Genomic DNA, 20,644 nt, shown 5'->3' with positions numbered 1-20,644 from the left:
TGCTATCGAATTTAAAATTTACAACATAAAATATTAATGGCATTAATTAAAAATGCGGGTGAATTCTTTCATTGAGATGGGGTATATGGGGAAACTATGGTATAATTAATCACACTATGGCATGAAGGCAGGCGACTTACGCAACATGAATGGACAAAATCGGAAAGATGTTGTACCTGGCAGAGAAGTTAACATTGTGTTAAAGCAAGACCAACGAACTGGGAAACTTACACGCGGGATTGTGAAGGATTTATTGACGAATTCACCTACGCATCCACATGGTATAAAAGTAAGATTGACAGATGGCCAAGTCGGTCGTGTGAAAGAAATTATCAGCCCGTTGAGTTGACGGGCATGGAGGAGAATAAGGAATGGCAAAAGCGAAAGTAGCAAAACGGCCAACACGCGATGAATTCGTTCTAGAGGAAATCGGGAACCAGTTGTCGGAAGCGAAGATGGAGAACTCCGAGATTGTGTTAACGGTATGGGGGCGAGAAGAAACGGTGCGAGGTACGATTGCAGCGATGGATTCACGTACGGGTAGAGTACATATGACATGCAACGGCGAGCTCGACAAGGTACCATTCATGGATATTATGAAGGTAGAGTATCCGCGGGACTAAGAGCTATTCTTTGAACATTCTTTCAATACTACGCTTATTCTTCGCTCTAGTAAAAGCCGGTGATAGATTCTGATGGTTCTGAGTGTAAAAATAAGCAATTTTTTCATCGGAAAAATTGCACTAAATCTATATTTAACGCAATTTAACTTGTAACGAACGGAGTTTACTAGAATGGACACTAGATTCACATATGATGATGAGTATTTGGAGCTTTTTGATACTTGGATGAAGGATCAAGGGTTCACGAAACGAACACAACAAGCATATCTAGGCGATGTTCGTTTATTTCTGACAAGCCTCGGTGAGAAAGAGATATCTACGATTGAGGCAATCGATATCATGCGATTCTTAACGAAGATGCGCCAGGGTGGGGCGGGAGATGCCGCGAGAAATCGCTATCTCTCATCGATCCGAACATTTTACACAGCGCTTATTGAATTGCAGATCGTGAAGAACAATCCTTCGATTACAGTCAAGAAATCAAAGGTAGAGAAGAATGCCGTTCCAACCTTCTTGAGTGAGGAGTTGCTTTCTGTCTTTCTACAATCCATTGAAGGGAAATACCAGATTCGCAATGTAGCGATGTTTCTATTAATGAGCTACGCAGGCTTGCGGGTTAGTGAACTTCACCGATTAAATATGTCCGATTTCAATCGCGGGACGAATTCTTTGATGGTATTAGGCAAAGGGCGCAAGTGGCGTGTCATTCCTCTCCCCAGCGAAATCGTCCATGTGCTTGAGCGTGCGCTAGTTGAGCGACTGGAGGCAAGAAGCGGTAGCGAGCAGCCTTTCTTTGTATCGCAATTCGGTCGACGCATTAGCATACGAATGATCCAATCCATTGCGGAGAAACATTTCGAGCAATTGAAAGGGCAATATTTGGAGCTGCAGGGAAAATCATTTTCCAGCCATAAATTAAGACATACATTCGCTACGATGCAAGTGATCGCAGGCACAGATATCCGAACGCTGCAAGAGTTGCTCGGACATGCCAGTATTCAAACGACTCAAATCTATACGCACGTGGGGGATAAACAAAAGCTGGAAGCGATGAATCGTGTATCAGCATTTATTCCAGTTGGAATGGGAATCTGAGGAGGATGTTGTCATAATTACATGATTCGAAACATAAAAGGGATTGAGGGAGAAGTTCCTTTTTACCACTATAGAAAGAGTAAGTTTTCGGTTCCCGAAAACCGTCTTTCTATTTGGCGATAAAAACAACCTATAAAACGCGGTTGCACATCCTCGGAAAGACGACGATAGAAGGTTTTCTCATCACAATGTCATTGGTAGGAGGTATAGCGATGGCAGTACGCCCACCCATCTTACAAAGTGGAGATACCATTGGCATTGTAACATTAGGAAGCCCGCTTGATGCCAATACGATTGATGCAAGAATAGCGACACTTGGTGATATGGGGTTTAATGTTGTTGTGGGCAAATACGCTTATGCGTACGGAGGGATCGTTGCAGCGACGGCTGAACAGCGAGCGGAAGACCTGATGAGTATGTTTATCAATCCGCAGGTGAGTATGATTCTCCCAACTAGAGGGGGGACTGGGGTTAAGGATATATTACCGCTCCTTGATTATCCACTCATTAATAGTCACCCAAAAATCGTAACGGGTTACAGTGATATTACGATTTTACTCAATATTTTATTCCAATTTGCGAATCTCATTACGTTTCAAAGCTTGTTGTTGATTGATTTTAATACGAATACGCCAGCTTACAATTTCGATCAGTTTTATACGGCGACATCCACATTAGTAAGCCCGCGAGTCATTCATAATCCTCCAAGTATGCCGCTAAATGGACTAGTGAAGGGAACGGTGAGAGGACGTCTAGTAGGTGGCAATCTCACCTCATTCATAGGAACGCTAGGTACTCCTTTCGAAGTAGATACAGTGGGTAAAATAATCGTCATCGAAGAGACGCACGAGCCGACAAACACCATATATCGCTATCTAACGCAATTAATTATGGCGGGCAAATTTCGAGATTGCGCGGGAATTGTGATGGGACAATGCACGAATTGTACGACTTCCTATGCAACATCATATAATGATTTAATTTCGGGAATTATTATGCCTTTAGGAAAGCCCCTACTGACTAACTTTAGTACGGCCCATGGCTATTATAAAGCAGCTATTCCCATTGGAGCTATGGCTGAACTTGATACGTACACGAATAAATTGACCGTACTAGAACCAACCGTTATGAACTAATTGGTCGTACTGCCCAGTTAACATCCAACTATGTGAATGTTGACTGGGTTTATTGCTGATGCTTCATAACAGGTAAGCAGGTTTAGTTAATTAAACGACGTGCTCCCCAATAATGCGCATCATAATAAGGTGTGCCAAATAATGTACTAACTTTCACTTCTCTAGTTCCCATAGTACCGGCTTGAAGAATTTGATTATTACCTAGATAGATAGCCACATGGGAAACACCAGTTGTATAGGTTCCTTGCAGAAATATGAGGTCTCCTCTACGAAGATTACTCTTCTCTATAGGCGTTCCCAATTGACTTTGTAAGGCGGCGGAATGTAACAAATTAAATCCTTGCTGATTGAATGCATACTGAACAAAACCTGAACAATCGAAAGCTACATATGGTGTGCTGCCCCCAAAAACATAAGGCACGCCTAGCTGTTTCATACCCGTTGCGATGATCGCGTCAGCTTTAACTTCCCAGCCTACTTGTGGGGTAGCCTTCGAAGGAATCGTTATGATAACGCCTTCATAAATGTTGTTTGCATTCACATTGGGATTACTTGCGATAAGATCGGATAGGGGTACATTGAACTTCTGTGAAATAGACCAGAAAGTGTCAGAATCCGTAGCTATGTACGTATTGGAAGGTGTGGCATACGCAATTCCACCAAACATGAGACTTGTTGCAACAACGGTTGTGAGCATGATCTTTTTCATAGTTTTCCTCCTTGATGTCGAGTGTAACCACTTACACATTCTATCAAAATGAAGAAATAGAGAATATGATCAAAATATGGATATAGGTATGGATCTTGCTATTTTGTTTACATAACATAAGTTATGTAATTTAATGAAGCATTATTTAATAGTAATCATATCACGGAGGTATAGCGAGGGATTAAACTATTGACTTTACACTATGTCAAATTATGATTCGGATTTCGGAGCAAAATGCATAATGAAAACCATGAATATTATGGTATAATATAACAAGTGGAGTTATTAAATATAACACGTACTTAACGCATAAGTAAGGGGCTCCACTTTTAAGAGATAATTATGCCATAAGCAAATCTACCATTTGAAAAATAACAACAGCAGCTAGGGATGACATCCTCATTACGAACATAGAAATAGAGTAAGTACACATGGACAAGAGATGGAGGGACTGCTTATGAGTGCTCAAGACGACATTGATCCATTGGTTAAAGAGGAACTGCTAGAGAAAGATCGCAAATATGTGTGGCATCATATGTCTCCTCATAATGAGAATCCCATGATTATCGCTTCTGGCGAAGGCAGTTGGGTGACAGATGTGGATGGCCATCGGTATTTGGACGGCATGTCAGGCTTATGGTGCGTGAATGTCGGTCATGGCAGGCGTGAAATTGCTGAAGCGGCTGCTGAACAAATGATGAAAATTGCTTATGCGACCCTGGTTCAATCCCATATACCCGCTATTGAGTTAGCAGCGAAATTGAATGTATGGCTCGAAGGGGAGTACCGCATTTTCTACTCCAACTCAGGATCCGACGCGAACGAAGTCGCGTTCAAAATCGCTCGTCAATATCACCATCAGAATGGTAAACCGAGTAAACATAAGTTCATCTCGCGACATCGCGCTTACCATGGGAATTCTATGGGAGCATTGGGTGCAACTGGTCAAGCGCAACGTAAGCTGAAATATGAACCGCTTGGGGTAGGTTTTCAGCATGTCCCCCCACCGTATTGCTATCGATGCCCTTTCGGTCAGACGAAAGAGACCTGTTCGTTGCAATGTGCCACAGCGATCGAGAATGCCATCGTGTGGGAGGGCGCAGATTCCGTTGCTGGAGTGATCTTGGAGCCTGTTATTACTGGGGGTGGCATGCTCGTTCCACATGATGGTTATTTACCGGCAGTTAGAAGTATTTGCGATAAATATGATGTCTTATTGATCGTAGATGAAGTGATTTGCGGGTTTGGCCGATCGGGGAAGCCCTTCGGTCATCAGAATTATGGGGTGAAACCAGACATTGTCACAATGGCCAAAGGGTTAACAAGCGCCTACTCACCGCTGTCGGCGACAGCTGTATCGGCCGAGTTATACGATTCTTTCAAAGAGAAAGAAACGACTAGCCATTTTAGACATATCAATACATTCGGTGGTAATCCTGTTTCTTGTCAAGTCGCTATAACGAATCTTACGATTATTGAGCGTGAGGGTCTTGTAGAACGATCGGCTGAGATTGGGCAAGCGTTCAGGGCTCGATTAGAGCCACTGAATGAGCATCCACATGTCGGAGAAATTCGTATTTTTGGATCGGCGATGGGCATTGAAATGGTAGAAGATCGGAAATCGAAGGTTCCCGCTTCGGTAGAAAGGGTAACTACTATTATTCAAGCTTGTAAACGCAAGGGACTGCTCGTCGGCAAGAACGGGGATACCGTTCCGGGTTATGCGAATATCATTACACTCAGTCCACCATTATCCTCGACGGAGGAAGACGTGAATTTCATTATTGAAACCTTACTCAGTGTGTTTAGTAACGAGCAAGAGAAAGGATGATTGGAGTTGTCGACAATGCCACCTATCCAAATCAATACAGAACGTCTTGGACAGCACATTCATGATCTGGCGCAAATTGGGAAAATCGGAGAAACAGGCGTGTGTCGTCTGGCATTATCAAAGGAGGATCGAGCTGGCGTGGAGCTTGTGAAATCCTGGATGGAAGAAGCTGGGATGGAGGCGTATATCGACCCCTTCGCTAACCTAGTCGGCGTATGGCGCGGAAGTGACCCTGAGGCTCCGGTACTCATGCTTGGATCGCATGTGGATTCACAACCTTATGGGGGGCGGTTTGATGGGGCGATCGGAGTGCTTGGTGCGATAGAAGCGGTGCAAACGATGAGGGAACAAGGCGTGACACCCATGTGTAATGTCGAAGTTGTTGCTTTCTGTGACGAGGAAGGCAGTCGCTTTAATAAAGGATTGTTCGGTGTTAGAGGTATGATCGGCAAACTCGAAGCGGATGAGTTGGATCGTACGGACAAAAACGGCGTTACACGCCGAGAAGCACTGTTAGCATTTGGCTGCGATCCAGCGAATATGGAGGGCTATACGTTCCAAGAAGGCCGTATTGGTGCTTTTCTGGAGCTGCATATTGAACAAGGCCCAGTCTTGGAGTCGCTGAACGAGCCGATTGGCATCGTGAGCGGAATCTCTGGTCCATTGTGGCTCACCGTAGACATGATGGGCTTCGCTGGTCATGCTGGCTCCGTGCCCATGTCGATGCGGCATGATGCGCTGCTCGGAAGCGCCAAAGTTATCGTTGCACTTAACGAGCTTGTACGCCGAGAACCGGGGGTGCCCACAGTTGGAACTGTTGGCTCGCTTACCGTATTTCCTGATTCTCGCAACATTATTCCTGAGAAGGTCAGCTTTACAATTGATCTGCGAGACATCGATCTTAGTCGTCGGAATGTGCTTGAAGCAGAACTCTTAAGTGTCATAGAGAACGTAGCCTGCGAACATGGACTCACCTATACAATTCGAGAAGATACGAATAGTGAGCCACGCTATTGTGCGAATTGGATCAAAAATGCGCTTCACAACGAAGCGGCGCTGATGGGGATGAAGCCGCCTGAGCTCATGAGTGGTCCCTTCCATGATTCATTGGCCATGTCTTACGTATGCGATTACGGCATGATTTTCGTGCGCTGCCTGGAGGGAATCAGTCACAATCCGAAGGAATATGCGAGCCCAGAGGATATTGCATGGGGGACGGAGCTTTTATACCGAACCGCCCGTAAGATCGTAAGTAGTCCAGAAGGGCGACTTTGAATGAGGGAGGAGGAGCGAAGATGGGTACGACTTTTATTTCGTTAACGGATTTGAAGCGTAATTTTGCCGAAGTGAAGGCAGGGATGAAGCCCAAAGAAGCAATCGAAGAATCCAACCGGTGCTTGTTCTGTTATGACGCTCCTTGTACACATGCCTGTCCAACAGGCATAGATATCCCTTCATTTATTAAAAAGATTGCCTCAGGCAATCTAAAAGGCTCCGCCAGAACCATCATGGATGCCAATCCCGTTGGCGCTTCGTGTTCACGCGTATGTCCGACGGAGGAATTATGCGAAGGGGCTTGTGTTCTCAATCATTCGTCCAAGCCTATCTTAATTGGTCAATTGCAACGGTATGCTACGGACTGGGCCATCAAGAATGAGCAGATATTATTTCAAGCTGGGGCAAGTAACGGGAAAACTGTCGCTATCGTGGGCAGCGGACCTGCGGGACTTGCGGCAGCTCGCGAGCTGGCCCGCTTCGGTTTTAAAGTGACGGTATTCGAAGCGAGGGAGCAAGGTGGCGGTTTGGACACGTATGGTATCGTATCATTCCGGTTGCCGCAGGAAATTTCGCTTTGGGAGGTCGAGCAAGTCAGGCAGCTAGGGGTGGAGTTCCGGATGAACACGCGTGTCGGTGTTGACGTCAGTGCTGCTGAATTGCTTAGTGATTACGATGCGGTGGTGATTGCAGTTGGGATGTCTAAAGTACCTATGCTTGGTATCGATGGCGAAGAATTGACCGGTGTCTATGACGCGATAGATTTCGTAGAGTCGACGAAAACGGCTCCAGATCTCGATGAGTCTTTCGTTGGAAAGCGGGTTGCAGTGATTGGCGCTGGGAATACCGCTATAGATGCGGCCACGTGCTCTGTCAGACTTGGGGCAGATCATGTTCAGATCGTGTACAGACGTACGCAAGAAGAAATGACAGCGTATGATTTTGAATACGAGTTTGCGAAGTTAGACGGTGTTTCCTTTCAGTGGTTGACGGCGCCGAAACGGATCCTCGGAGATGAAGCGGGTAACGTCGTTGGTATTGAATGTGTTCGGATGGAGCTTCTTGAGACTGATGACGGAAGGCGTAAACGCCCAGTTCCGATTGCGGATTCCGAATTTGTCATTGAAGTAGATGCGGTAATAAAGGCGATTGGTCAGACGAAGCATATTTCCCTGATCGAACAGTTTGGACTCGCTCATTCGCGGGGCACGGTGACGTTGGTAGATGCAAGTGCTGGGATGACATCGAACCCGAAGGTTTTCGCAGCTGGCGATGTTATTTTCGGTGATGGTCAGGGCGAAGCAATGGTTGTATCCGCAGCTCAACAAGGGAAATTGACTGCATTTGCGATTTACAAGCAGTTGGTGAAGGGGCAAGAGGCAACAGCTTAGGTAGGGCTACTACAGAATCAGGAGGGATTCAGCATGGCTGATTTACGAACGAATCTAGCTGGCATTGTATCACCCAACCCTTTCTGGTTGGCATCAGCTCCACCGACGAACACGGGGTATCAGGTTCAGCGAGCTTTTGAAGCGGGCTGGGGAGGTGCCGTGTGGAAAACGCTAGGCGATCCCATTATTAATACATCTTCGCGCTTTGCTGCTGTTCATTTCAACGGACAGCGAGTTGCAGGTTTTAACAATATTGAGCTCATCACTGATCGTCCGCTAGAGGTTAATCTGAAAGAGATTTATGAAACGAAGAAACGGTTCCCGAATCATGCGCTGGTCGTATCTCTGATGGTTGAGCCCAAGCGAGAGAAGTGGCATGAGATCGTCAAGAAGGTCGAAGCTGTTGGCGTAGACGGCCTTGAACTGAATTTCGGATGTCCGCATGGCATGGCGGAACGTGGGATGGGAGCGGCATCTGGTCAACAGCCTGATCTTGTGGAAGCGCAGACGATGTGGGCGAAGGAAGCCGCCCAAACACCTGTGATTGTGAAGCTGACGCCGAACATCACGGATATTACGAGCACTGCTTTAGCAGCCGTTCGTGGCGGGGCGGATGCGATCTCGCTCATCAACACGATTAACTCGCTCGCCGGTGTCGACATCGATTCGTGGAACACGATTCCACATGTCGGCGGTAAAGGCTCACACGGCGGTTATTGCGGCCCTGCTGTGAAGCCAATTGCCCTGCATATGGTTGCCGATTGCGCGCGTAATCCAGGAGTGAATATTCCGATTTCTGGCATTGGGGGCATTTCCACCTGGCGAGATGCCGTTGAATTTATGCTCATGGGCGCAACAGGCGTTCAAGTATGCACGGCTGCTATGCATCATGGCTTCCGGATCGTGGAGGATATGATCGATGGACTGAATAACTATTTGGATGAAAAAGGGTTGGCCAGCGTCTCCGAACTGATCGGGAAATCCGTCCCGCGCTATTCCGATTGGGGAAATTTGGATTTGAACTACGCCGTTGTTGCGAAGATCGACACGGAAACGTGTATTAATTGCAATAAGTGCCATATTGCCTGCGAGGATACCTCGCATCAATGCATTGAGCGACATACGGATGAGCAAGGAGAGACCTTTTTGCAAGTGAGGGAAGAGGATTGTGTAGGCTGTAACTTATGTGCGATTGTGTGTCCTGTAGATGGTGCGATCTCGATGGTTGAGGTGAAAGGAACAGAAGAGCCCATGACGTGGAACGAGCGTCAAGCGGCTGTTGCCGGGCTGGCAGAGAGTAAAGATGCCGATAAGAAGGAGGCTGGTTAGCTATGGCCAAACTCATTAAGAATGGAACTATAGTCACAGCGACGGATCACTATCAGGGGGATATTCTCATCGAAGATGGGATCATTACTGGGATCGGTTTGAACCTCGAGCGAGAAGACGCAGAGATTGTAGATGCTACTGGTAAATATGTATTTCCTGGTGGTATCGATCCGCATACGCATCTGGATATGCCATTTGGCGGGACGGTCACTGCGGATGATTTCGAGACGGGCACGATAGCTGCGGCCTTTGGGGGAACCACGACTGTAATTGATTTTTGCTTAACGAATAAAGGGAGGCCACTTAGTGAATCGGTACAGACGTGGCATCAGAAAGCAGAAGGCAAAGCCGTCATTGACTACAGTTTCCATCTCATGATCGCAGAAATCAATGATGAGGTACTGGCTGAGCTGCCGAGCATGATTCATGATGAAGGCATTACATCACTTAAGGTGTTTATGGCGTATAAGAACGTCTTTCAAGCGGATGACGGTACATTATATATGACGTTGCTTGAGGCGAAAAAGCATGGCGCACTCGTAATGGTACACGCGGAGAATGGGGATGTCATTGAGTATTTAATCAAAGAAGCACTTGAAGCGGGTCGAACTGACCCGATTTATCACGCGCTGACTCGGCCATCCTTGATTGAAGGTGAAGCGACAGGACGTGCAGCGAAACTCACGGAACTAGCCAACTCGCAGCTCTATGTCGTGCATGTGACGTGCGAAGAAGCTGTACAGCAAATTACGGAAGCGCGTAATCGAGGTGTCGACATCTGGGGAGAAACGTGTCCGCAATACCTGATGCTAGATCAAACGTATTTGGAAAAAGCGGATTTCGAAGGCGCCAAATATGTGTGGTCTCCGCCACTTCGGCCGAAGTTTCACCAAGAGGTGCTGTGGAATGCGTTGACAACGGGCCAACTGCAGACGTTAGGCTCAGATCAGTGTTCTTTTAATTGGAAAGGTCAAAAAGATTTGGGGCTAGGGGACTTCAGCAAAATTCCCAACGGTGGGCCATGTATCGAGGATCGTTTCTCTATTCTGTTCTCTGAAGGGGTAGGGAAAGGCCGAATTACACTGAACCAGTTCGTGGATATCGTGTCCACCCGAAGTGCGAAGCTATTTGGATTGTTTCCGAAAAAGGGGACAATTGCGGTTGGCGGGGACGCGGATTTGGTGATTTTTGATGGGAATGCGAAGCGCACGATTTCCGCCGAAACTCACCATATGAATGTGGATTACAATCCATTCGAAGGTCTTGAAATCACAGGGGAGCCAGTGACGGTTATGTCTCGCGGTGCTTTTGTGATTCGGGATAAGCAATTCGTAGGCCAAGCCGGAAATGGCCAATTCATCAAGAGGGGAACGTATGTTTCGTCATCCTCGCGGGTGAACCCATTGATTAAGGAAACGGCCCAAGGGGGTGCTCCTCATGTCTGAATTTGAGCTATTTCAATCGGAAAAGCAAAAGCTTGACGGCTATGTCGCGCAGCAATTTCGGATTGTCGGTGTGCTCGAGGATCTAGAAGGGGCATGGCTAGACCTTGAACATCCCGGTGGTGAAACGGCCAAGCTGCATTTGACGACGGCCAATGCTAGGAAGTACTACGTTAATGTGTTATTGTCGCAGGGTAAAAATAAGGCTTAAGTATTTACATGTAAGGAAACCTTACGTATATGCAGTGAGTTGCGGAACCTTATTAATTTGACAATGTGTCCAAAAACTTGTGAGAAAATTTGTTGTCCCTGGAGATGAATGGTGATGACGGACCTGCAAAACTTAATAAATGGTGTTTGGGTAGATGCAACAAATAGTGAAACGAGTAATGTCATCAATCCTGCAACAGGTGAAGTGATTGCGCGTGTGCCACTTTCAAGTGGGAGAGATGTTGAACAAGCTGTATTTGCAGCCCAAAATGCGTTTGAAACATGGAGTAGAACACCTGTTCCCAAGCGTGCGCGAATCCTATTTCATTATTGGCAGCTGCTTCAAGCTCACGAACATGAACTTGCTGAATTGATTACCCGTGAGAACGGGAAAAGCTACAAAGAAGCACTTGGTGAAGTGCTGCGCGGTATGGAGTGCGTAGAGTTTGCAGCAGGTGCACCGTCCCATATGATGGGAACTACTCTTGCGAATATATCTGCGGAAATGGATTCCGAGTTATTTCGGGTGCCGCTCGGCGTGGTTGGTGGTATTACGCCGTTTAACTTTCCGATGATGGTACCATGCTGGATGTTTCCACTAGCAATTGCGCTCGGGAACACCTTCGTTTTGAAGCCTTCCGAACGCACACCGTTAACTGCTATGAGACTAGCCGAATTGCTGCAAGAAGCTGGACTTCCTGATGGTGTGTTAAATGTCGTGCATGGTGCTCATGATGTGGTCAATGCCATAACGACTTCACCTTCCGTCAAAGCCGTATCTTTCGTAGGCTCGCAGCCTGTGGCGAAGTATGTGTATGAACGGGCATCTGTTGCAGGTAAAAGAGTGCAGGCTCTTGCAGGGGCGAAGAACTATCACATCGTCATGCCTGACGCGTATCTAGAGAAAACGATTGAGAATATCATCATGTCTTCCTTTGGTTCAGCAGGCGAACGTTGTATGGCCTGTTCCGCGGTAGTTGTAGTGGGCGATGGGGACGCGTTTGTTGGCGAATTAAAGAAAGCAGCTACTGGGATGATACTTGGCAATGGGATGGAGGAACAGGTTACTCTGACTCCGATTATTCGGGATGAGCAGCGCAGACGGATCTTAACCTACATCGAGAAAGGAATCACGGAAGGAGCTGAACTGCTAGTCGATGGTCGAATAGCTGAGGCATGTGACGGTGAAGGATTCTTTCTCGGAGCGACAGTATTCGATCATGTGAAGCCAGAGATGACGATTGCCAAGGAGGAAATCTTTGGACCTGTATTGTCTTTATTCCGTGCAACCGATTTGACTAGCGCTTTAGCATTAGTCAATCAATCCCGCTTCGGGAATTCAGCCGTTATTTACACGGAGAATGCCAAAGCTGTGCGTCAATTTCGCGAGGAGGTAGAGGCGGGGATGCTTGGCGTCAACGTAGGAGTGCCAGCGCCGATGGCTTTTTTCCCGTTCTCGGGCTGGAAGGACTCATTCTATGGTGATCTGCATGCCAACGGGAAAGACGGCGTTGAATTTTACACGAAGAAGAAGATGATTACTTCGCGGTATTTTTGAGTGTGGAAGGTGTTGAACCTGAGGTGGAGCCTCAGGTTTTTTGTATTATCTATTGGTACGAAATGGTGAATCTATATCTGAAAATGCAGTAGTTATTCCAATTAGGAATTGGATAGTTTTAGCTCTATTGGGACATACTGTCGCTGTATAAAAGATCTGAGATATGGAAAGAAGGGTCACGTATGCGTCTATTCAACAAAGGATGGAAGAGGAACTTAAAGACGTCTGATGCACCCTCTTTATCTGAAACTGGAATTCAGCATCACCCTTCATCCAGACTGGATGATAATTTGAAATACTTGGCCTCGATGTATGACGAGTGCAGCGACATTGTGTTCCAGTCTTTCAAGCTAGGGAATGGTATCCAAGCTGCTGCTGTGTATGCTCAGGGATTAGCGGACGAAGGCTTGTTCCAGAGCCAAATTATCGAAACTTTGCTGCATGGAGTGCCAGGGCAAACGGAATATCTACCCCAACTGGTCGACCAGCTTTCAGCCAAGGCAGAACAGTTGATAGAGTGGTCCGCTATTATTGAAAAAATTGGCAGTGGGCTTCCTATTCTATTGATAGATGGTTCTAAAACAGCACTTGCTTTCGGGATGAGCAAAATCATACAACGGAATGTAGAAGAACCAGTGGCCGAATCAACGATACGAGGTCCACGCGAAGGGTTTACTGAATCGCTTAAGGTGAACATCCCACTGATTCGCAGAAGAATAAAAAGTCCAGAGCTTAAGATGGTCAACATGACAATAGGAACTTATACGAAAACACAAATTACTTTGGTTTATATGAAGAACCTGGCGGATCCCCAACTGGTAGCTGAGATGAAAATGCGAATCGAACGAATTCGCATTCATGGGGTTCTTGAGAGCGAAATGATCGAGGAATGGATTTCCGATAATCCATACTCACCATTTCCTCAGGTATTGCCAACGGAACGTCCAGATGTCCTATGTGCGAATGTCTTGGAAGGTAGACTTGCTGTCATGATTGATGGGACTCCCTTTGCTTTAATTGCTCCGATGGGGCTGTTCTCGCTGCTTCAATCAGCAGAGGATTATTACCAGAATGTTATTATGAGTACGTTTATCCGTCTACTCAGATATGTTTTTTTCATCATCTCGATGCTGCTGCCCTCCGCTTACGTTGCTATCACCACCTTCCATCAAGAGATGATACCAAGCGTTTTATTGCTCAATATATCGAAATCAAGAGAGGAGATTCCGTTTCCTGCCCTTGTAGAAGCGCTAATCATGGAAATTACATTTGAAGCACTGAGAGAAGCGGGGGTACGCCTTCCGAAACAGGTAGGGGCTGCTGTCAGTATCGTTGGCGCGCTTGTTATTGGGCAGGCAGCTACTTCTGCTGGCATCGTATCGGCCCCAATGGTTATTGTAGTGGCGATCACTGGAATTGCTTCTTTCATGATCCCTCGGTATACCTTGGGTATTCCTCTTCGATTAATCCGGTTTCCTATCATGCTAATGGCAGGAAACCTAGGATTGGTTGGTGTGATCCTTGGGTTTATTGGCATCATTCTGCATCTTAGCAGACTAAGTTCCTTCGGGGTCCCTTATTTAACACCGATTACACCGACGCGCTTCAAGGATTTCAAGGATATGTTGTTCCGTGCGCCAGTCTGGAAGCAGGAGCATCACCCTCAATTGAGCGGTTACCAAGAACAGCAGCATGAAACTGACGGCCAGCATGTTAAAGGAGAGGATACAACATGATCCATCAAAAAATTTCCTCAAAGCAAATGGCTGTGTTTATGTATCCAGCCATTCTGGCAACATCCATTCTCGGTGTACCAAGTATTACGATGAAATTTGCAGGACATGATATGTGGTTATCCCCACTTTGGGCTTCGCCTTTTGGTTTTCTTGCTATCCTGATAGCTTTCCGCCTTAACGTGAAATTTCCAGGCTTGTCTATGATACAATGCAGCACAATCGTATTAGGCAAGATCGGTGGTAAGTTATTTGGGCTGTTGTATATGTTCTACTTGCCTCATTTGAGCGGAATCATATTAAGAGAATATGGCGAGTTTATCTTGAGTACAGTTCTTCGCCACACGCCCTTATTTGTTGTGACGGGCTCCTTGATGTTGTTCTGTGCCATAAATGTTAAAAGCGGAATTCAGGTCATCGCACGGAGTAGTCAATTTTTGATCATTATGGCATGGTTTATTCTCTTTTTTATATTAGCTTTGCTCATCACTGAGATGAATCCGAACGAGTTGCTCCCTTTTGCCGAGAAAGGACTAAAACCTTCTTTTATTGGAGCGATTGCTCCGGCAGCTTGGTTTGCAGAATACATTTTAGTTTCTTTTTTCCTTCCCAGCGTCTCCGATCGGTCAAAGGCGTTCAAAATTACGCTTCTGTCCTTAGTTGTTGTAACGGTTACGATGGTTGCCATTAATCTGTCATGTCTGATGCTCTTAGGGGACTTAACGGATACGTTTGTGTACCCTGTTATGATTGCGGCACGCTATATCAGCTATGCTGATTTTTTCCAGCATATTGAATCGCTTATCGTAGCCATTTGGATTTCTGGTATTTTTGTGAAAGTTTCGCTGTTTTTATATGTCCAAGCGGTGGCCACGGCACAATGGCTGAACATTGAAGATTACCGTCCACTTGTGTTTCCAATATCTTTCCTCACCATCATATACAGTTATTGGGTCGTGTCCAATCAAAGTGAGGTGGGCACCTTGCTGGGAGCTGGGGGGAACTTGTACACACTAACCTTCTTGATCATCTTGCCAGGATTGTTATGGGGAGTTGCTGTCATTCGAAAGCAGGGGGAAATAGGGAAAGGAAGTTCACAATGAGAACAGGAAAAAGGCTCCTGTTTCACTGGTTGCTTCTGCTCTTTGCTGTGACTTCGACGGGGTGCTGGGATCGCAGGGAGATCAATGACTTAGCTATCGTTCTGGCTGTTGGTGTAGACCGCATTCCGAATAATAAAACAATGTTATCCGCGCAAATCTTTTACCCAAAGGTGGCCGGTGGCGGCCCTCAAGGCAATACGGGAGGCAGTGGCGGCAATGCTATAGGACAGACAATAATGATGAGCGCCGATGGAGTGACTATTGCTGATGCAATGAGCCAACTGCAGGGCAAGCTGTCACGCTCTTTATTTTGGGGACAAAGCGAGGTCATCATTATCGGGAAAGAAGCTGCCGCGAAGGGGATTCAATCCTATATCGATTTCTTCCTGAGGTATATCCAATTCCGGGAGCATGCTTATATGTATGTAAGCAACGATAAGGCCGTTGATCTGATCAAGCTGCAGCCTCCTTTGGAGCGAAGCTCTGCGGAAGTACTTCGGGAGATGGGCAATTTGAAGTTAGGTGCCCAAATTACGCTCAAAGAACTCGCGCAAAAAATAGATGGAGCCTCTCAAGCGGCTCTAATGACACGTATTCATATTATTCCATTCGCCACAGCGGCAGATGCAACTCACAATAATATTCAAGTTTCTGGCATTAATGTATTTAATAAAGATAAATTAGTAGGCAGTTTAGAAGAACGTGCCAGCGTGGGCATCCTTACGATCTGCAATGAGTTGGAGACCAAAATTTTTTCGTTCCCCGTTAATACGTCCGCAGGTTATGTTTCGGTGAATATGCTTCATTCCCAAACGAAGATTGTTCCACACATTGAAAAAAATGGAATATGGCGTATTGAGCTGTTTGTAGAAATGAACGGAGAATTAGTATTGAACACAACGGATCAATCTAATTTTGATCCGCAGTTTATCAAACAAATCAAAACGACATGGACTCAATTGATAAGGGGGGATATCGATGCCAGTCTGCAGCGAGTACAAAAGCAACTCAAAACGGATGCATTCGGTTTTGCCGAAGAATTTTATCAGCATTATCCTAAGGAGTTTAACCAGGTCAAGGAACGGTGGAATGATCAGGTATTTCCTGAATTACAAGTCAATGTTCACATTGCCACACAAATTTATCGGATTGGCAAATCCACTGTTCCTCAAGGGGTCCCTGAGAGCAGTATCCGTAAAAAATAAGAGGAGATTAGAATTGAAAACATTACCTATTGTTGAAATGATTGGATTAACGTTGGTTATCTACCTGTTGGAGGCGAGGCATGTAAAAAGCGTTAAAGTGAAAGTGGCTATTGGAGGTATTTCCGCAATTGCCTTGACGATTGGGATTCTAATTCTTTTTTACCCTGAATTGCCAGGTCCGACCGATTGGGTTCTTCCCTTATACAATCCGTTAAACCACATAATTGGAACGGAATAAATGGAATTCTTAACACTACACTGACAGCTAACAGGGATATGCCCATATCCACCGCCAAAGCGGCGGTTTTTTTCATTTTAGCCAAACAGTCCGTTGTCGAGATCGAGTCAATTTAGTATGATGGAGTGTACGTCGAGAGGAATACGGAGGACTCCATACGAATGAAGAAAAACCGAAAAAACAGCAATTCCATGGGACAATACCGCGAGCTGCTTGGTCGCTATTTGTTCCCTCAGAAGGGGACGCTGATCGGACTAACGCTCCTATTGTTCACATCTATCGGACTGCAGCTGATTAACCCGCAAATTATCCGATTTTTTATTGATACTGCGCAGTCGCAAGGCGCGATGCAGCCCCTTTATACAGCGGCGATCCTATTCATTGGATTTGCGTTGGTGCAGCAGTTAGTATCTGTGATTGCGACTTATTACAGCGAAAATGTTGGATGGAAAACGACCAATAAGTTGCGCGTTGATTTAGCCTCACATTGTTTGTCGCTAGATATGTCTTTTCATAAAAGCCATACATCAGGCTCGCTGATTGAACGAGTGGATGGGGATGTGAATGCACTTGCGAATTTCTTTTCTTCCATGATTATTCATTTATTTGGAAATGTGTTGTTGATGGCCGGTATTCTCGTCCTTTTATTTCGGGAAAATTGGTTGATTGGAACAGGAATGGCTATTTTTGTTGTCTGTGCGATTTATTTGATACAGTGGATTCGTCAGTTTGCTGTACCTGTTTGGGCGGGATGGCGGCAAGCGAATGCAGAGTTTTATGGTTTTATTGGGGAACATTTGGAGGGTACGGAAGATATTCGTGCTAATGGTGCAGTACGCTTCGTCATGAATCGTTTCTATACGATGCTCCGCAAAATGCTGCCTCTACGTGTCAAAGCTTTCCTAGGTTTCTGCGCAATGTGGAACATGTCGATCTTCGTATTCGCATTAGGGAATGCAATGGCATTCGCGATCAGCGCTTATTTATGGCACGGTAATCAAATATCCTTAGGTACGGTGTATTTAATTTTCTTTTACACGGAATTACTTGCTAAACCGATTGAGAAGATCAGAACGCAAATGGAAGATCTGCAAAAAGCTGACGCAAGTATTTCCCGTATTCGTGAGCTTTTCGCGATTCAATCAAAGATTCAAGATGGGCCAGGGGCTGTGCTCCCGGATGGACCTCTTAGGGTTGATTTCAAGGATGTCGTATTCAGTTATGATGACGATCAGCCGACGATTGATCACTTGACGATGACTTTGAAGCCGGGTGAAGTGCTTGGACTACTGGGTCGAACAGGTAGCGGAAAGTCAACGATTGCGAGATTATTATTGCGATTCTATGACCCGCAAAGTGGAGTAATTGCACTTAATAGTACTGACATTCGTGATTGTAAATTAGCCGAACTGCGCAAGCGGGTCGCACTAGTGACCCAGAACATTGAAATCATCCAAGGGACAATTCGTGATAATTTAACCTTTTATGATGCATCGATTCGTGATGAACAGATTGTTGCAGTGCTTCATGAACTTGGCTTAGGAGCTTGGTATGATGCGATGCCAGAAGGTTTGGATACAGGGCTTGCATCAGGGGGAAGCAGTTTATCCGCAGGAGAGGCGCAATTGTTGGCTTTTGCACGTGTATTCTTAACGAACCCTGGACTTGTTATTATGGATGAAGCTTCATCACGTCTGGACCCTTTGACGGAGCAACGTATGGAGAAAGCTGTTTCCAAGTTGTTAACGGAACGCTCCTGTATCATGATCGCTCATCGACTTGCCACTGTACAGCGTGCAGATCATATTGTTATTTTGGACGGGGGACGTGTCTTGGAATCAGGACGTAGAGAAGTTCTAGCCGCAGACCCGAATTCCCGCTTCAGCCAATTGCTCGCCACAGGGTTAGAGGAGGTGTTGGCATGACGACGTTTCAGTATTTAAAAGGGCTTATCATGTATAAACCCCTTCGATATTTCATAAATGCTTTCGCATGGACGATCATTTATTTGGCTCCAATTGCTCCGGGTCTGATTACAAAAGAATTTTTCGACACGTTGACAGGGAATGCCAAGCTAAGCTTTGGCGTGTGGGGTTTAATCGCATTGCTGATTGGAGCTGCTTTGGGCAGGATTCTGCTGATCGTTTTTGGATTCATCACGGATGTTCATTTCCGCTTTCGCATGGGGATGCTGCTTCGCCGCAATTTGCTAGAGCATGTTCTCAAGCAGCCCGGTGCACAGGCCATTCCCGTGTCACCTGGGGAAGCTATCAGTCATTTCCGTGACGATGTGGATCAGTCTGAGGAAGCCGCGAGCTGGTCAGTCGATGTGTTTGGGATGACGTGTTTCGCTCTTGTTTCTGGGTACATATTAATTCGTATTGATGCGCAAATGACACTTCTTGTGTTTATGCCAATCGTTATTGTTATCACAGCCGCTCAATTAGCCACTGTACGTTTGCAGAAATATCGTGCGGCGAGTCGAGAATCTACCTCCAAGGTAACGGGTGAGATTAGCGAAATGTTCGGCAACGTGCAAGCCATTCAGGTGGCTGGCGCTGAGAAGCGAGTGATGGAGCGGTTCAGCTCCTTCGGTGATCAACGTCGCAAGGCAATGTTGAAAGATCGACTGATGGGTGAATTGCTAGACTCTGTTTTCTCGAATTCGGTCAATCTGGGAACAGGACTCTTACTTCTGTTAGCGGGGACGAAAATGAGAGCAGGAACGTTCACCGTTGGTGACCTCGCATTGTTCGTGTACTATTTGACTTTTGTGACGCAGTTTATAACCAATGTCGGGAAGTTCATCACGTATTTTAAGCAAATGAGTGTTTCCTTGGAGAGACTGACCTTCTTGTTGCAAGGAGCGTCGGCGAAGGTGTTGACGATGGTGAAGCCGTTGTATTTGAAGAAGGAGCGGGTAGGGAAGATTGATTCGACAGCTGTGAAAATAGATCAAGATCGAGTTCAAGATCAATATAAAGATCAAGCGGACGACAGCGTCGTCGCGCCTCCGCTGCAGCGACTGGAAGTGAATGGACTCAGCTATACTTACCCGGATACGGGTAGAGGTATCGCTGACATTCACTTCGCCATGCAAAGAGGTTCGTTCACCGTTATCACGGGAACGATCGGTTCAGGCAAAACCACGCTGGTTCGTTCCCTTCTTGGGCTGCTGCCCAAGGAGAGCGGAACGATTGCGTGGAATGGTGTGCCCGTCGAGGATCCGGGCACCTTCTTTACACCGCCGCAGAGCGCCTATACCGCGCAGGTGCCGCGGTTATACAGCGATACGCTGCGCAATAATATTTTGCTCGGGCAAGCGGAGCAAGACGATAGCTTGCCTCAGGCATTGAACGCGGCGGTGCTCGAGTTCGACGTCGCGCAGCTGCCTGAAGGGCTGGACACGGTCATTGGCCCGCGCGGGGTGAAGCTCTCCGGCGGCCAAGCGCAGCGGACGGCCGCAGCCCGGATGCTCGTGCGGGACGCCGAGCTGTACGTCTTCGACGATCTGTCGAGCGCGCTCGACGTCGAGACAGAGCAGAAGCTCTGGGAGCGGATGTTCCAGAGCCGCAGTGAGGCGACGTGCTTGGTCGTCTCGCATCGCAAAACCGCGCTGACACGTGCCGATCACATCATCGTAATGAAAGATGGCCGGATCGAAGCGGAAGGTACGTCAGATGATCTGCTGCGACACAGTCCTACGTTTCGTGAACTGTGGTACGGGGATGACCGTAAAGCATAAGCTTAGGCGTCAGTTTGTGAG

18 protein-coding genes are annotated in these 20,644 nt (G+C 46.5%); 17 read left to right on the top strand and 1 reads right to left on the bottom strand.

Annotated features, from left to right (window positions below; all coding sequences use genetic code 11):
- The first annotated feature begins 145 nt into the window (after positions 1-145).
- The 4 genes from A8708_RS05395 to A8708_RS05380 all read left to right on the top strand — a co-directional run bounded on the left by A8708_RS05395 (position 146) and on the right by A8708_RS05380 (position 2,854).
- Entirely contained in the window at positions 146-349 is a 204-nt protein-coding gene (locus tag A8708_RS05395) for a YwbE family protein (protein WP_068662599.1), read from the top strand.
- Positions 350-371: 22 nt separating this feature from the next.
- A complete protein-coding gene (locus A8708_RS05390; RefSeq protein ID WP_068662490.1) occupies positions 372-623 on the top strand; it encodes a YolD-like family protein in 252 nt (83 codons plus the stop codon).
- A 171-nt stretch (positions 624-794) separates the two neighbouring features.
- The gene (locus A8708_RS05385; protein WP_068662489.1) at positions 795-1,718 is read left to right on the top strand and encodes a tyrosine-type recombinase/integrase; all 924 of its coding nucleotides are present in this window, start codon (positions 795-797) and stop codon (positions 1,716-1,718) included.
- 212 nt (positions 1,719-1,930) lie between these two features.
- Positions 1,931-2,854, top strand: a complete 924-nt coding sequence (locus tag A8708_RS05380) for a S66 peptidase family protein (protein WP_068662488.1) — start codon at positions 1,931-1,933, stop codon at positions 2,852-2,854.
- Between the two features lie 82 nt (positions 2,855-2,936).
- On the opposite strand, the gene A8708_RS05375 is transcribed toward A8708_RS05380, so the two are convergent.
- Entirely contained in the window at positions 2,937-3,563 is a 627-nt protein-coding gene (locus tag A8708_RS05375; RefSeq protein ID WP_068662487.1) for a C40 family peptidase, read from the bottom strand.
- Between the two features lie 457 nt (positions 3,564-4,020).
- Between A8708_RS05375 and A8708_RS05370 the strand changes: the two genes are divergently transcribed.
- The 13 genes from A8708_RS05370 (at position 4,021) to A8708_RS05310 (ending at position 20,623) form a co-directional block, all read left to right on the top strand.
- Positions 4,021-5,394, top strand: a complete 1,374-nt coding sequence (locus tag A8708_RS05370; protein WP_068662486.1) for an aspartate aminotransferase family protein — start codon at positions 4,021-4,023, stop codon at positions 5,392-5,394.
- A gap of 15 nt (positions 5,395-5,409) precedes the next feature.
- The gene (locus tag A8708_RS05365; protein WP_068662485.1) at positions 5,410-6,669 is read left to right on the top strand and encodes a M20 family metallo-hydrolase; all 1,260 of its coding nucleotides are present in this window, start codon (positions 5,410-5,412) and stop codon (positions 6,667-6,669) included.
- A gap of 20 nt (positions 6,670-6,689) precedes the next feature.
- Positions 6,690-8,060, top strand: a complete 1,371-nt coding sequence (locus A8708_RS05360) for an NAD(P)-dependent oxidoreductase (protein ID WP_068662484.1) — start codon at positions 6,690-6,692, stop codon at positions 8,058-8,060.
- Between the two features lie 33 nt (positions 8,061-8,093).
- Positions 8,094-9,389, top strand: coding sequence for an NAD-dependent dihydropyrimidine dehydrogenase subunit PreA (preA, locus tag A8708_RS05355; RefSeq protein ID WP_068662483.1), 1,296 nt, complete (start codon positions 8,094-8,096; stop codon positions 9,387-9,389).
- A 2-nt stretch (positions 9,390-9,391) separates the two neighbouring features.
- A complete protein-coding gene (gene hydA / locus A8708_RS05350) occupies positions 9,392-10,834 on the top strand; it encodes a dihydropyrimidinase (RefSeq protein ID WP_068662482.1) in 1,443 nt (480 codons plus the stop codon).
- The gene (locus tag A8708_RS05345; RefSeq protein ID WP_068662481.1) at positions 10,827-11,042 is read left to right on the top strand and encodes a hypothetical protein; all 216 of its coding nucleotides are present in this window, start codon (positions 10,827-10,829) and stop codon (positions 11,040-11,042) included. Before hydA ends, A8708_RS05345 begins: the two co-directional genes overlap by 8 nt.
- 114 nt (positions 11,043-11,156) lie before the next feature.
- Complete coding sequence (locus tag A8708_RS05340; protein ID WP_239696546.1) at positions 11,157-12,599, top strand: CoA-acylating methylmalonate-semialdehyde dehydrogenase; 1,443 nt, start codon at positions 11,157-11,159, stop codon at positions 12,597-12,599.
- Between the two features lie 182 nt (positions 12,600-12,781).
- Positions 12,782-14,335, top strand: a complete 1,554-nt coding sequence (locus tag A8708_RS05335) for a spore germination protein (RefSeq protein ID WP_068662479.1) — start codon at positions 12,782-12,784, stop codon at positions 14,333-14,335.
- Positions 14,332-15,435 (top strand): GerAB/ArcD/ProY family transporter, encoded by a 1,104-nt coding sequence (locus A8708_RS05330; RefSeq protein WP_068662478.1) that lies wholly within the window; start codon positions 14,332-14,334, stop codon positions 15,433-15,435. The genes A8708_RS05335 and A8708_RS05330 overlap by 4 nt, the downstream gene beginning before the upstream one ends.
- Positions 15,432-16,640 (top strand): Ger(x)C family spore germination protein, encoded by a 1,209-nt coding sequence (locus A8708_RS05325; RefSeq protein WP_068662477.1) that lies wholly within the window; start codon positions 15,432-15,434, stop codon positions 16,638-16,640. The genes A8708_RS05330 and A8708_RS05325 overlap by 4 nt, the downstream gene beginning before the upstream one ends.
- Positions 16,641-16,653: 13 nt before the next feature.
- Positions 16,654-16,878 carry a hypothetical protein gene (locus A8708_RS05320; protein WP_068662476.1) on the top strand — a complete coding sequence of 75 codons (225 nt, stop codon included), beginning with the start codon at positions 16,654-16,656 and terminating at the stop codon, positions 16,876-16,878.
- A 161-nt stretch (positions 16,879-17,039) separates the two neighbouring features.
- On the top strand, positions 17,040-18,803 hold the full coding sequence (locus A8708_RS05315) for an ABC transporter ATP-binding protein (protein ID WP_068662475.1): 1,764 nt from the start codon (positions 17,040-17,042) through the stop codon (positions 18,801-18,803).
- The gene (locus A8708_RS05310; protein ID WP_068662474.1) at positions 18,800-20,623 is read left to right on the top strand and encodes an ABC transporter ATP-binding protein; all 1,824 of its coding nucleotides are present in this window, start codon (positions 18,800-18,802) and stop codon (positions 20,621-20,623) included. The genes A8708_RS05315 and A8708_RS05310 overlap by 4 nt, the downstream gene beginning before the upstream one ends.
- Positions 20,624-20,644 lie beyond the last annotated feature (21 nt).

The organism is Paenibacillus oryzisoli (assembly GCF_001653565.1).
GTDB classification, from domain to species: Bacteria; Bacillota; Bacilli; order Paenibacillales; family NBRC-103111; genus Paenibacillus_E; species Paenibacillus_E oryzisoli.
The sequence above is the reverse complement of the archived record's forward strand: the minus strand, read 5'-3'. Positions and strand labels throughout refer to the sequence as shown.